Here is a 14,810-nt window from a genome sequence, read left to right on the forward strand (position 1 = left end):
CAAAACTACTTAATGGGTGCGTAGCTCAGCTGGATAGAGCATCTGCCTTCTAAGCAGACGGTCAAAGGTTCGAATCCTTTCGCGCTCACTTAAAACTCACAATTTTCATTGTGAGTTTTTTTGTGTTTAATAACTCCATGCAGTAAGATCAGATAAGATAGAGCATCCCGATTTTTTAATCGGGACGGCAAGGGTTCAAATCCTTTCGCGCTCACTTAAAACTCACAATTTTCATTGTGAGTTTTTTTGTGTTTAATAACTCCATGCAGCAAGATCAGACAAGATAGAGCATCCCGATTAAAAAATCGGGATGCTGTCGCATTTTTGAGATAGTTTTTATTTTTTCAGACTCATCCTGATTATGTATTTCCCGGAATATGGAAAAATAAGACGAATTGACACCATTTTTCTTCTGGTATTATTTTCGACTAAACAAAAATCAACGATGATAGAGAATTCAACGGACTTCTCACAACGCTGATCCAAAATGGAATTGAGATTTATGACATAGAGTCTCAAAGTACGAATCTTGAGCAGATCTTCATTAATTTAATTTCTAAAAAACATGACTAATACCAATACTTTTTTAAAAGCTTTTTCATCCGAGCAGTATAAACTCTCGAAAAACAAAGAGATTTTCGGGATTCTGCTGCTTCCTGTTCTGATCATCTTTGCGATTGATCTGTACATAGTGTATGATGTACTCCGTTCCGGAGTGCAAGAATCTGAGGGAACAGTAAATCCCTGGAAAATGTCATTGGGAAGAACTGTATTTATGTTTTTCTATCTCCTCTACCCTATTCTGGTATCTCTTTTTGTACATGCCTGCTGTGATGTGGAATACCGGAACAATAATTATAAAATTCTTTTTACCCTTCCTGTTTCAAAGACTAAAATATTTCTTTCAAAAGCTCTGTTTATCCAGATCACGGTTTTCTTTTCTGTGCTTTTTTCTTACCTCACGTTTTTGCTGAGCGGATATCTTCTGGGAATTGCCTTTCCACAGCTTGGATTCCAGAACTATGATTTCAGGGAGGTAATATTTTATGTCTTTCTGAAGTTTTTTATTACTCTTTCTGCGATTGCGATGGTACAATTGACTTTAAGTCTTCTCTTCAAAAATTTCATTTATCCTATCGGGTTCGGGGTATTCATGCTGCTTTTTGCAACGATTATCCATCAAAAATCATTTGCAGATTTTTTAATTTACACAGGAGGTTACAAATCAATGGAAAACTTCATGAACGAAAATATTGCTTTCGAAAGAATGGATTATTGTAATATCGCTGCCATTTTTACCTTCATGGCTACAAGTTTTTATCTTTTTGTAAAGAAGAAAGGGGGATAGATGAAATGCTGGAAGCGGGGAGCCTGAAGATGGAAGTTACTGTCAGCCTACATATTAATTAATTTCCAGCTTCAGGCGTTCCAACAAAGGTTTATGCTACTCCTTTTATTTTTACACCAGTTTTAGCAGCCTCGATTTTCTTATTATTTCTAAGCTCACGCTTCATTTTACGATAATCCCAGGGTGCAACAGCATTTGCATCCTGCCAGAGACCGACTTTTCTATATTGTGCATTTTCCTGAATTTTACCTAAAGAAGCATCTTTGGAGTAAGAAAAATACCACCATCCCATTCCTGCTTTGATAAGCTCTTTGGAAAGGTATTTTCCATCATCATAATAAACCTTTGCAATAGATCTCCCATAGCGGTCCGTGTTCGTCTCAACAAAGCTTACCGTTTTTCCAAATACCTGGGCAGAAGTAAACTGTTTGGCATTTTTCCCAAATGCCTGCCCGCTTTCCGGACAATCGACTTCAGCTAACCTCAGCTTTTTTTGCTGATTGCCTTTTAACAGTAAAGTAATGGTATCTCCGTCTGAAATTTTGATCACTTTTCCAGTCGTCTGTGAAAATACGAATACAGGAAAAAGTACGTACAGCAGCATTAATCTTTTCATGGGGCAAATATAGAGATTAGTGGAGCTTTTTAATTAAAAAACCTCGCGTTTTACGAGGTTTTCATAATATTAAATTGAGTTATTTGATTTCCTACCTCAAAGTCTGGAGACTTTGAGAAGCGGAGGTAAAGAGCCGGAAATTAGGAAGTTGACACTAACATAAAATCTTCTATTTCCCAATAATTATCATGCAATCTTAGTTTAAATATAGCATTTCTACCGTAATAATCTTTTTTTATACGATGGTCAACAAAAACTAATGCTGTTCTTTTAGAAGTATCAAATACAATCTCTGAAAAATAGACAACACCTATCTCACATTCATTTGTATGTTTATCATACTCTGCCAGATCCAGGACTTTTGCAGTACACAAATTAAATTGACTTGCTTTTATAGAACTTCGTATGCTTAAATTTTTAATATCTGGACTATTAGAAAAGTCTTTAAAAGAATCCTTCGTTCTTTTTATGCGTCTTAAATAAACCTCGGTATTATCTGTCCCGAAATATGTATTTTTACTTTTAGTAGAATCTATATACAAATTGCAAAATTTTTCAGGATGATTAAAAATTTCGTTGTGGGCTTTTGTCTTCTCTTCGATATATAAATCATCATTATGAACTCTTAAACTATCAAAATATTTTTTTTTACCTAAATAATCTTCTCTAAAAAAATAAGGTATCAACTGATCTGTTAAATCATTATATAGTTTTACATTAGTATCGGTAGATTGACTTACACATTTTTTCATTTCCTCCTTACAATTCGTAATTAATAAAGAGAATAATAAAATTATAACTATTTTAGTTTTAAAATTCATATTATTTGGGGATTTTGGGTTAATAACATGGTCTTACTCGCAAATTATCTTTTGGTTTTTTATAATTATCTAAAACAGATGGCATTTTTTGTGATTTTAAGTCCCTGATTTCACGTTGTTGCCTAAAATCTTTTGCAGCATTATTCCTCCTAATTCCATCAAACTTTTCAGTAATTATGTCACGATCAGAAGCAGAAAATTGAGTATCTGTTCCAAAATAAACAGCTTCCCAATTATCTCCTGCATCTGGCCTACCACTTTTTGATTTAAGACTCATCTTAAAAATTCCGTCTTTTTCCTGGGATTTACCGTCCATTTGATAGTCTGCCCAATGACCACCTTCATGAATTATAATTTCTGCTAAATTATCAATATACTTTCTATCTCCTTTATTTTTTGAAACCGTGTTTACTACGCCAGAATCTATTTTAATAACATTGGGATTATCTGGATCAAAACTCGCCAAATCAAGTAAACTTTCATTCATTATAACAGTGGGCCCATCTTCATCTCTGAGCATTTTCCGTATCATTTTATCATCTACACCAAATCTCTCTTTAAACGCTCCTCGAAATTCTGAATCTCGAAACACCGCTTTTATAGTTTTTACTGCCTCTTTATATAATCTTCTTTGCTCTCTGGTAGCATTTGCTGGTAATCTAAAATTTCCATCAGGATCAATGTAATTAATAGGGTTGTTTCCACAATATGCATACGGCGACCAATTTGGATACTTCTCCGCTAGCGGATCTACACTATACCAAATGCTCGCTCTCGGATTATAATATCTCGCTCCATAATAATACAGCCCTGTTTCTCTGTCCAGTTCTTTCGCATTGAACTTATATGGGTTATCATATACACCTGTTCTCTGCTCCAGCATCGTCTCTACGAATGGTAAATTTAAGAAAAACAGTGTTGTCTAAGCACTGAATAAATAACATTACAAATGATAAAGACGATTCTTAAAGTACAAAACCTCGCAAAATGCGAGGCTTTGTATAATATTAAATTATTTACTTTTTCATCTAGAAGTCAAGAGACTTTATAGAGCGTTTTTTTGTTTGTAAAATGTTAATTCATTTGATAACCATTATTCTAAAGGAACAAAAGCTTGACATTCTTCTGAATATTTAACTATATAATAAGAATTAATACCTTTAATACTATAAGTTAGAACAATATCATTTGGGTCAAATTTCATATTATCATAATACCAAATTGTTACTTCATTTCGAGTAGTATTAAATAATACATAAGCTTTGTTTTGTCTTGAATTAATTTTATTTAAAAAGATAAATTCTCCAATATGACAATCTCCATAATTTTCTACTTCTTTAAAATATTTTTTAAACTTGAAATTACTCTTAATAAAATCATTGGGTAAAAAATTCAAAAAAGGTATTTTAACTAAAAATGATTTATAATATTCCAAATCATTTAATTTATTCTTATTAATTGTTTTGATACTGTAATAAACAATATTTGTTTTTAAAAAATTAAAATTATCTTGTAACTTATTATTTTTTAATTCAATACAATCCAAGGATATATTTTTTTTTGTTAAACTACTACCCTCTATAATTACGCTTGGTAGTTTTTCTAATGTCTTTGATTTTTGTTCTTTCTGTGGAGGTACTTTATGACACTGAGATAACACTATCAAACAAATTAAACATAAAAAGGTTTTCATATTATTAATAATTTTTAGGTTGTGGTTTTTTTGCTGAATCCCTCATTTTCAATACATTACCATAGTTTGAAGCTCCACCTCCATTATAGTTTTTACTTGCATTATCCCATGTCCTTCCACCTGTCCATTTTGTTTTTCCCTTACTTGTTGTAAGTCCTTTTTGATACATCAATCCAATACCAGCACTAACTGATTGTTCTGGAGTAGCTCCCCCTCCTTTTGTTAGTCCAAATTGAGTTTTATGTCCATTTGCCCAGTCATTTGAAAATTCACTATAATAAACATTTGCTTGCATAATATCGGATTTGGGGTTATTTAGATCATTAGGGTTTTCATCATATGTTCCCATCATAGATTCTTGCATGATTGTAGCTTTGACTAAAGTGGGATCTAAATCTGGTACTGTAGATGCGTCATCAATACTTAACCCATTTGTATGTTTAGGAGTAATACCCGCATTTTTGTATTGATTAAAATATCCAGTTTCTGACGCTATTAAATAATCATATTTTTGATAAATTGATCCAGTAGTATTACCTCCTCCTTTTTCTTGTATTACATTGGGCATTACCGCTTCTATCCATCCTTTTCCTCCGTTTGCCGTCAAACCACTTACTGCAACACTTTTTGCATTAATATCAATCATATAGGTCTTAAAAACTGTATTACTTTTAATCCTATGAATTTCTCGACCATTAACCCCCATAAAAACAATGTCATTTGGAGCTTGTCCGTCTGGGTCAGTAAATCTGATAGGATTATCAAATGTATAAACATAGGGACTCCAACTTGGATATTTTTCGGCTAACGGATCTACCCCATACCAAATACTCGCTCTCGGATTATAATATCTTGCTCCATAATAATACAGCCCTGTTTCTCTATCCAGTTCTTTTGCATTGAACTTATATGGGTTATCATATACTCCTGTTTTCTGCTCCAGCATTGTTTCTCCAAATGGTAAATTTAAGAAAAACTGAGTACTCTGAGCACTGGAATTGGTAACAAATGTTGCCGTTCCTAAATGGTCATTATGTAAATAGTATAATCCTAACTGGCTGGTTGGTCCGTTTAAAGTATTCAGCTCTGATAGGGAAATATCGCCTACTCCTGCTTTTTCAAGATATGTTTTAAAATCAACAGAAGGATCAAGCTCTTTCATTGCTGTTCCCTGATCCGATGTTCTGAGGTTTAATGGCACAAAAATATTACTTCCATCCATCACCCTGCTGGCAAAACGGGTTGCTCCTTCAAAATAATGTTTGGTATACTGTCCGTTTAAGGATACCGTTACATATGGATTAGGATACAAAGTATAATCAGTTAAGCTTAAACTACCCGGATCTACCAACTCTCCATTCTGATATAGCTGAGAGCTTCCATGAAGATTGTACTTTATCGTTCTTTCTCCTTTGTCGTCGTACGCATAATACTGGTATACTCCGGAGTCGTCACTATAGAATGCTTTCAAACGATCCTGCTCATCCCAGAACATCTTCTTAGAACCAAATTCATCAACATGCTCAATGGTATTCCCATTTTCATCATAGGCGAAAAGTTGCTGCGTACCACTGATATTACCGTCAATAATCGTCTTCACTTTATGAGTTTCCGGAATATACTTATAGTTATTCGAGTACGTATTCAATGGGTTCGGCTGCTGGTCGATCTGATGCACCTGCTCCTTCAATACAATTCCTCCACTTTCGTTATATGTTACCTTTCTAAGCTCAAAATGTGAGTTACTTTGCGCATATGGAGAAGTATTGGGTGTTGTAGGAGTTCCTCCTTTATCATTTAGCCCCATATCACTTTCCGTACCAATCAATCTGTTTAAAGTATCATATCCATATTTGAAAGCATAGGTTCCTCCCATCTGATTTGGTGTTACTCCTACGTCATTGGCAAGACGGATAATATTTCCTCTCTTATCATATTCATAACTGTTGGATAAGAATGCATTGGAATTGCTCCATAATCCAAAATGATTTAACCTTCTGTTGGTAGCAATATATGAATAATCTGTTCTTGTTCCATTTCCGTAGTTGGCTGCTGTTCTCTGCTCATAAAGGTCATATTTGATATTCTGAATATAATTATAACTTCCGTTGGTTACCGTTTTAAGATTTCCTCCGAGGTCATAACTGTAAGTAAGCTGTTCTCCATCCGGATACGTCAGCTTTTTAAGACGGTTCCAGCTGTCATAGACATAATCTGTTTTGAATTCCATCGTTGGAATATTGTATCCGAATATTCTGCGGGTTTCTGATATTACTTCACCCAGCTTACCATAATTATAATTGGTATAACCTGTCCCGTCTGTTTTTGTCGTAATCCTTCCTGAATTATTTCCTGAATTGGCAGGCATATAATCGTAATGAACGTTATTAGGATTAGTAACTCCGCTCGGAAGATCAGGAAGTATAATATCTGTCAGTCTGTTCTTATCATATTTATAATGAATCTGATGGGTTTGTATAGTAGGATCATTTGCCAGATTTGGAGTTCCAAACCAGGTAAGATGTCCTGCAGCATCATATACATAAGTAGTAAGCCCTTTATCAGGATGTAACATTTCTGTTCTTCTTCCGGCAAGGTTATACTTATAGGTCGTCTTAATACCCTGCGGATCAGTTACGTTAAGCAGTTCACCTATTGTATTGTATTCAAATTTTGTAGACAGCGGGTCACTACTCAGATAATTTATTTTCTCAACAACCTGTCCTTCCGCATTAGCAAAGGTTTCCGTCTTCATAACATCAAACTCTTCTGTAGTTTTAAGCAGGTTTCCTTCAATCTGATAGGTAAGATTCTTCATCACTCCATCTTCATCCTTCATACTGTTAATCCTGTCTGAATGATCATAACTAGTTCTTACTACATTCTGAGCAATTGACAGGTTAAGATTATCTGTCATCTGATCTTCCTGTACCGGATGATACTGTTCTATTGTTCTTCCGAATACATCAAATATTGATCTTCCTGAAACAGATCTTTTTTCCACACCACTTACATCAATATCTTTCTTCACCTGTATTACTCTGCCCATAAAGTCTGAATAAGAATCCGTATTGATAAGATTATTCGTATGGTCTGCATCATAATGAGAAGTTCTGGCACGGAATATTTTAATATTCTGATCTGAACTCGGCATACCATAATGATCATAATAATAAGAGTGAGTTATTGTAGAAACATTTGCAGGACTATAAGGTTCAATGATGGATATAGGCCTTCCATAGTCATCATACCCATATTGTATTACATTTCCTGTTATATCTGTACTTTTTGTTAATACATCCAAATAAGGACTGTACTGACCAAAGGAAATATATCCAAAGGCATCTGTTGTCCTGATTACATACTTACCAGTTTCATCATCATATTCGTAGGATATAGAATATCTGTTCTGTGATTCATCAGGCGGATAAGTTACAGTTTTAACATTACCAGAAGGTTCATAAGTATAATCTGTTATGATATCCTGAGAACCATCAAATACAATGTATTTTCCTATATCTCCTGTATTAACATTTACATCCTGGGTTTTTCTCTTCCTTAGAAGAGTAGAACCTGTTCCGTCATATACATTGATCTCTTTAGGTATTTCAATCATATTCTTATTCAGTCCGGTCCAATAAGTGATGACAGATTTATAGGAATTGGTAGGGCTGGTATAGATATAATTTGAAATCAATCCGGTATTATAATCATACTCCATTTTTTCCGTAGTTTCTATTTGCCCGCCATTTTCAAATCTCGTATTGATCTTTGTATTCAACAAAACAGTAGCCATTTTTCTACCTTCTGTTCCCCCGGTATCAAAACTTTCGGTTAAGTAATTAGGGTCTATTTTGGTTGTATTATCTTTAAATTTATATAAACGATAGTTATAGATCACTTTGGAAATTAACTCATCATTTCCCGAAAGGGTTTTACTTTCTTTAATTAATCCATTTAAGAAATAACTTGTGTTATAATACGTATCCTCTGTTCTACGGTAAGGATTTCCATCGATATTTATTTCTTCACGTGTTACTTTCTCAAAACCAAAATTATCTCTTTCTCTTCTGTCGTATCTGGAATTTTCAAATTTATATCGGGTTACAATATCTTTCTCTGTACTGGAAAGCGTATAGTCTGTACTAAAGACATCCGGGTTTAATATCTTAACATCTTTAACCACCAGCTTTGCATGCGGATCCCCATAGTTCGGCTGTGTAAACTGATAGTCTATAATGTACTTCCCTTTGGTTATGTTTTGAGTAACAGATTTCAGTTTATTGGTTTTCCCAATCAGGGAGTAATTGACTATAAATCCATTATTGTTATCTACGACAAGGTCTACAAATCCATCTCCGTTCATATCTCTGAAAGCCTTTTGGGTATCAGAAACATTGATCCCCAGGTTGGCAGTAGCCCCTGCCCCTACTTTTATGAAAAGATTCAGAATCGGAGCAGGAGGAATAATCGGGATAGGCCCTATATTCAGCATAAAATGACCCCCAAAAGAGAAGTAACCATTATAAGAGCCACTTTCTTCGGTGAAATCCACATTTCCTACTGTTTTAAGTAATGGAATTGCAGCATCAAATTTATGTCCTAAATTATAACGAACACTGGTTGATTTGACACATCCTGCTAAGCCATCACAGTTTTTTACCTCTAGAATATCAATGAGACCATCTCCGTTTATATCTTCATATACAACATCAGCGGTCCCCTTTGAAGCCGAGCCTCCCAAACTTGCACTGATTCCAAAGCCAAAGCTGCTCAAAGCACTCATATTTGCTGAAGATCCTAAACCTCCGCCAATAGAAATATTTTCACTTCCTATCGGATGAGATCGGTAAGTAAGCATATTTTCAACAGGCTTCCGCGTTAACAGCTTTTTCCCCAGGTTGAGCATTACTCCCATATTCAGATCGCCTCCAGCTACCACTCTGTCAGGAAGTCCATCTCCATTAATATCCATCCAAAAATTTCTTCCCGAATCAAATGAGTTAAAATACTTAGTAACTCCTGCACTGACAGATCCTGATCCTGACCAAGGCATTGAAGCATCTCCTTTTGAAGTAGTTCCTAAAAGACCATTTACACTTATTCTTCCACTAGCCGAAAAAAGATTGTAAGAGAATCCCAGAGAATTCATCTTCTGATAAGTATTAGAATCAGTAGGGAAGCCTCCCGAGGAAACCAGACTTATATCCTCTAAACTTCCGACTGAGTTCGTCATTTGAATAGATTCCGGATAAACCATATCAGGATAACCATCACCATTAATATCTGAGAATGTCTGAGTTTCGATACTTCCGTTCCCCCAAGGTACAGTTTCAGATTCGGCTGCAGATCCACTTATATTCCCTGATGATACACTTAATGTATTCGTTGTATTACGGGTGTAGCTGCTCTGTTTTCTACTGATAGCCTTCATTGTGGTATCCAATGAAAGTGCTCCTGTTACCAGAGTAGTAGGTATTACCGATGGTGTATTAGGTATAGGATTATTGAAATAATTGACAGTTTCATCATCCTTGAAAGAACTTGCAGAAGCAAACTGATTCTCTCCGGCTCCCACCCAAATACTTTTAACGGTGTAATTCGTACCCCCAGTATTTACCAGTGAACTATGTGGTTTCATTGGAGAAACAAATTGGGAAACTGTATTATTTCCTGTATTAGGATTTGCATTAGGTAAGTTATCAATACACTTAGCCAACTCCTCTGCAGTTAAAGGAGGCTGCTGAATACATTGTGGATAAGTATTTTGAGCTACATTACCCGGAGCCATAGCTTCTGCTTCAATTGGTTTTCCATAGGTATAAGCTTCTATAATTCCCGGATTATATAAAAATTGTCCCCAGTTATTATAGACAGCAGTTTTTGGGTTATACATTGCTGTATTTACCGAAGTTGGCGGTACAGAGGTAATCAGCTCACCACTTCCGTAAATTTTGAATGGTTTCCCTTGGAAGTATTGAGAATATTTATTAAATAAAGCATAATCACCATCTGTTTTACAGTATACCTGAATATTTACAAGATGGGGTTGACCAAATTCAGGTATTGTCAAATCTCCCTTATAAAAATTGATGGGACTTACTCCTGGAACATCAAATGCACCAATCATATCCTCTTCTTTAATCACGGAATTAGCTCCGTTAGCAGCTACAGTTACTTTTCTTTTTCCCATAACTGTAGATCCGGTCTTGATTACGTAATAAAACGATCCGGTTGAAAGAGTAGAAAAGTTTGTAACCCCTTTGTCTATCTGAACACCATAAGCTCTTTTCCCACTAACGATATTAGGATTATCCTGTGTACTTCTAAGGTCTATTCTTCCTCTTAGTTGTGTTACGGCATATGAAGGATATTGAGCAACGGGATACAGTTCTACGTTGACTGATGTATTATTATTTGAAACGGCATTATAATTTACTTTGATTTTATCCTTCCAGTTACTATTTAAAAATGATGCATGAGAATCAGATTCTACAATAAACTTCAAGTATACTGGCTCACTTGAGTTCACATTCAAAGTACCTGTAAAAGCTTCGGTAATAAAAGGATCATACGACTGAATATATTCTGAAGAATGAAGCACTGTAACAGCACCAGTATTAGCATTCTCCGCAATTACTTTAAAGGTAAAGCTATCAGTACTAGAGGTAAAATTAACACTTCCCACTGTAATATTTGCTGTCCCCGTACCATCCAGATACACTGATGATAATAAATTATTGGTCAGGAAATTGCTTCCATAATTTCCATTATTCAGCTTAAACTGATCCTGAAATATAAACTTGCTTGACAAAGGGGATCCTGTTGAGGGATCAACATAAATAACTTCCGGATTAGAGTTTACCTCTAAATTCTTATTCTGGCTTTTATGCAATCTTATATAAACTTTCTCACCACTTTTTACAAAAATCCTGTTGGAACTATTAGCAGCTCCTACCTGATTGGATACCGCATTAGATCCCGGGGAAATAGTATTCATTTCTGTATAATAATCATTATACTTCGAGATCGAGATATTTTTCGCAAGGCCCCCGGGATTCAGTTCCGTAAGATAAACTCTTGTATTAACAGAAGCACCCGAAGACATATAAGGGGCTTCCACCGAATAATACATTTTTATGGGTAAATCATTCGGATCTCCAGTATAAGGAGGTACGGATATATTATCTTTAATCGTGATATAACCATCCTGTGAGGCTATCCATACTTTTACAACATCAGTAATTGGTACTGCCGGAACATCTGGAGTAACAATAGGATCAACCGGTGGTAAAACTGGAGGTGCTATTGGTTTATCCTTCACTACCATATTTTCTGTGAATTCAGAATGTTTGGTCATTTCAGGCTGTTGTGAGATCTTATTATATTTATTAAACCATACCTGCCCATTATTGACAATATCAACTAATCCGTCAGAGTTAGCATCAATCAGATAGGTGGATGTGGTTCCTCTGGATGTAGATTTAATCTGGGATTTGCTGTATACAACTGCTCCCATATCCCATCCTGAATTGTTGGTTTTGGTTTCAGTATAAGTAAAGTTATTATTATAATTCAGTAAGGGCTTTGCTGGTAAAAATGATAAATTCCCATATTGGTCCAGTGTTCCCTGACTGAATTTCAGTTCAGAAGAAGTTCTGTAAATCATATCCTGAATACCATCTCCATTAAAATCAATAAGTTGCTGTGCATTTTTTGCTTCAGCAGTAGAATATCCAAAAGGGAATCCAAACATCAGATGCCCATATGCATCATTGGAAGAATAAAAGAAATTCAACCCAGCAGCCGGTCTGAAGTTTAATCCATTTTCAGAGGAAATATTTCCATTGATTTTGGAGGGTTTTAGGATGTTTTCGATCAGTCCATTATAGACATTTTCAGAATTCTGTACCTGTACCTGGGTATCAGGTCCAAATATCTGATTATTTTCTACCGGGTTATAGTATTCAAAAGAATAGTCATCAATAATAGGAAGCGGATTAACAAGCTTAATGTTGTATACCTGACTATATAATCTTTTTAACCTTGTTTTATTAAATTGTCCATCTTCGTATTCTACACCATATGTTCGTATTTTTTCTGTCTTATGTTTTATATCAATAGCTTTTAAAAGATATGGTTCCACTCTTTTCAATCCTTGCTTAGCATTGATATTGATATCTTTTCTGCTAATCCCGGTTTCAGCAATAAAAGTAACACTATAGTCCTGATTCTTTCCATAGGTTATTTTTTGAATATGAAAATAAACTCCTCCAGTTATATTATTGTTTATTCCAAGATCTAATGTATTATTCTGATAAGTGAAAAGCATTTTGTTGCCATGGGCATCTTCTATCATTCTCAATCCCCAATGAACAATCTGGCCTTCGCTATTTTTTATAACAGAGTTATCACTTCCGCCATAATAGCTTTTAGTACCATTGGTAGAGGTAACTGTCCATGAATAAGTCCCAATACTGTTTCCCTCCCTTTCTATAAGGGTAAAATCATGATTCTTTCTAAGATAAAACTGTTTTTTTCCTGTTGCATTTCTCGGTTGCCTTGCAGTTGTAATATCCGTAGATGTTTCACTTACATTATTATGTCTGTGAGGCAGGTAGCCCCCAGGATAAACAAGCATTTCGCCATCCAAGGTATATAGTTCTGTTTCCTGGCTACCAAACATAGGTGTTCCCCATCTGGTATCTACTGTAATCGCAGATAATCCCTGAAGATCCCATCCTTCACCCATCCATCCGTTACCGGCACCACTATTGTATCCTATTGCTAAAGACGGCTGTAATCCTCCCAATCCTGCAGGAACTTTAATAGGGTAATTCATATTGGCATCACCTTTCTGATTTGCTGTAGGTGCATTCATCAGTTGCATGCCTGCCATTGGATCAGCTGCTTTCAATCCGCTGATACTCGTAGGCGAAAAAGCCGTTGTCTGAGGAGATTCTGGAGCGGAAATAATTCCGTTGATATAATCATGATCTCCGTCTCCTTCTACCATTACCATTTTATTTTTCTCATCAACAACTGATTTGTCTGCTACCCATTGTTTCTTGGCATAATCAAAGTGAAAGATTTTAATATCTTTTGGAGAAAACAATCCCAGTCTTTTGGTATCGTAAGGAATAGTAATCTTTGCTTTTTTCTCCAGCTTCCCGGACACTACTGAAAATCTGTAAGCGGCGTTATTCAATGTTACATTTTTAAGCCCCTGGGATACCGCAGGAATATCTTTTTCTCTTAATTTCAGAACTTCAATGTAAGCTGACTCTGATGTTCCCTTTTCTATAGAAACATTCATATTTTCATAGCTTATACTGAATTCTTTATCTTTTGAAATTTCAACACCTTTTGGTTTTGCATAGTAATGGTCAACTACTTTAAAGGCTTTTGTTGAAGCCGGAATTTTGTAAGCAGTAGTTATACCTCCTGCAATAACAGAGAATGAACCCTCTGCCTTATTTTTTTCTGAGAGTTTGACAACTTTTTCAAACTCACCATTTTTTACAGCAACAACTTCATTATTAACTACCACATCTGATAACGATGCTGTCTTTCCTTTTACATACAACTGATCTCCTGACAGTGCAGAACTTACGATTAGATTATTATCAGACTTTTTATCTTTTTCAAAAACAATACGTAAGTTTTTTACTTTGTATTTTACCCCGGCTGAAGGTGAAGTAAATAATATGGAATTAGAACCTGTTTTAATCAGTTCCGAATTGATTTCCTCTTTTTGATGGCTCCATTTTGCGCTTGGAACAATAATTCCTCCTCCTATCGCAATATTATGATTAATAGATCTGGATACTGACTCATGAGAAGCCAATCCAAATAAATCGTATTCAAGATATGCTACAGTGTTTTTTTCCGCAGATGGAATGTCAATGGTAAAGAAATTATCAGAAACTTCATCTTCTTCCTGATCCGTGAAGGCTCCAATAGTTCCTTCTTTTTCCTTTGATGGATAAAAATTCTTATTGTCGACAGCAACATCATTTTTAAACTCAGAGAATCCTAAATTTTCCTTTGCTGAATTTAAAAATACAGAATGATTTTCACCTAAAATATTCTTTTCAGGTAATTTTTCAGATTGTGTTAATTGATTAGGAGGATTTTCTTTTGCATCCTGATCAAGTAAATCAACTTTTTTATCAGTCCATTTACTTATCAGCTCTTTTTTGAATACCTGTACCTTCTGCCTGTCTTCTTTGGTAAAGCTCGCAAAGACAAACATCAATGCAAAGAAGCCTATCAGTAAACAAGACTTCCTGGTAACAGGAAATTGATCCGTATTTATTTTCATGGTATAGT

6 protein-coding genes and 1 tRNA gene are annotated in these 14,810 nt (G+C 35.1%); 2 read left to right on the plus strand and 5 right to left on the minus strand.

The genetic code is table 11. From position 1 onward, the window contains the following. The first annotated feature begins 14 nt into the window (after positions 1-14). Together FN817_RS17495 and FN817_RS17500 are read left to right on the plus strand one after the other, a co-directional pair. Positions 15-88: transfer RNA gene (locus tag FN817_RS17495), tRNA-Arg, on the plus strand. Positions 89-565: 477 nt separating this feature from the next. Further along, positions 566-1,348 (plus strand): ABC transporter permease, encoded by a 783-nt coding sequence (locus tag FN817_RS17500; protein WP_142719060.1) that lies wholly within the window; start codon positions 566-568, stop codon positions 1,346-1,348. Between the two features lie 91 nt (positions 1,349-1,439). Here the strand turns inward: FN817_RS17500 and FN817_RS17505 are convergent, their stop codons facing one another. The 5 genes from FN817_RS17505 to FN817_RS17525 form a co-directional block, all read right to left on the minus strand. Beyond that, entirely contained in the window at positions 1,440-1,964 is a 525-nt protein-coding gene (locus tag FN817_RS17505) for a thermonuclease family protein (RefSeq protein ID WP_142719061.1), read from the minus strand. 140 nt (positions 1,965-2,104) lie between these two features. Beyond that, positions 2,105-2,785: a hypothetical protein gene (locus FN817_RS17510; RefSeq protein ID WP_142719062.1), complete on the minus strand. Its 681-nt coding sequence runs from the start codon at positions 2,783-2,785 to the stop codon at positions 2,105-2,107. Between the two features lie 19 nt (positions 2,786-2,804). Further along, positions 2,805-3,668, minus strand: coding sequence for an RHS repeat-associated core domain-containing protein (locus FN817_RS17515; RefSeq protein ID WP_142719063.1), 864 nt, complete (start codon positions 3,666-3,668; stop codon positions 2,805-2,807). Between the two features lie 210 nt (positions 3,669-3,878). After that, complete coding sequence (locus FN817_RS17520) at positions 3,879-4,478, minus strand: hypothetical protein (RefSeq protein ID WP_142719064.1); 600 nt, start codon at positions 4,476-4,478, stop codon at positions 3,879-3,881. A gap of 4 nt (positions 4,479-4,482) precedes the next feature. After that, positions 4,483-14,802, minus strand: a complete 10,320-nt coding sequence (locus FN817_RS17525) for a SpvB/TcaC N-terminal domain-containing protein (RefSeq protein ID WP_142719065.1) — start codon at positions 14,800-14,802, stop codon at positions 4,483-4,485. Positions 14,803-14,810: the final 8 nt, after the last annotated feature.

This window comes from Chryseobacterium rhizoplanae (assembly GCF_900182655.1).
GTDB classification, from domain to species: Bacteria; Bacteroidota; Bacteroidia; order Flavobacteriales; family Weeksellaceae; genus Chryseobacterium; species Chryseobacterium rhizoplanae.

Excerpts from the sequence above, each read along its gene's own strand:
- FN817_RS17510 (WP_142719062.1), bottom strand. The coding sequence starts at position 2,785 with ATGAATTTTAAAACTAAAATAGTTATAATTTTATTATTCTCTTTATTA.
- FN817_RS17525 (WP_142719065.1), bottom strand. The coding sequence starts at position 14,802 with ATGAAAATAAATACGGATCAATTTCCTGTTACCAGGAAGTCTTGTTTA.
- FN817_RS17500 (WP_142719060.1), top strand. The coding sequence starts at position 566 with ATGACTAATACCAATACTTTTTTAAAAGCTTTTTCATCCGAGCAGTAT.
- FN817_RS17505 (WP_142719061.1), bottom strand. The coding sequence starts at position 1,964 with ATGAAAAGATTAATGCTGCTGTACGTACTTTTTCCTGTATTCGTATTT.
- FN817_RS17520 (WP_142719064.1), bottom strand. The coding sequence starts at position 4,478 with ATGAAAACCTTTTTATGTTTAATTTGTTTGATAGTGTTATCTCAGTGT.
- FN817_RS17515 (WP_142719063.1), bottom strand. The coding sequence starts at position 3,668 with ATGCTGGAGCAGAGAACAGGTGTATATGATAACCCATATAAGTTCAAT.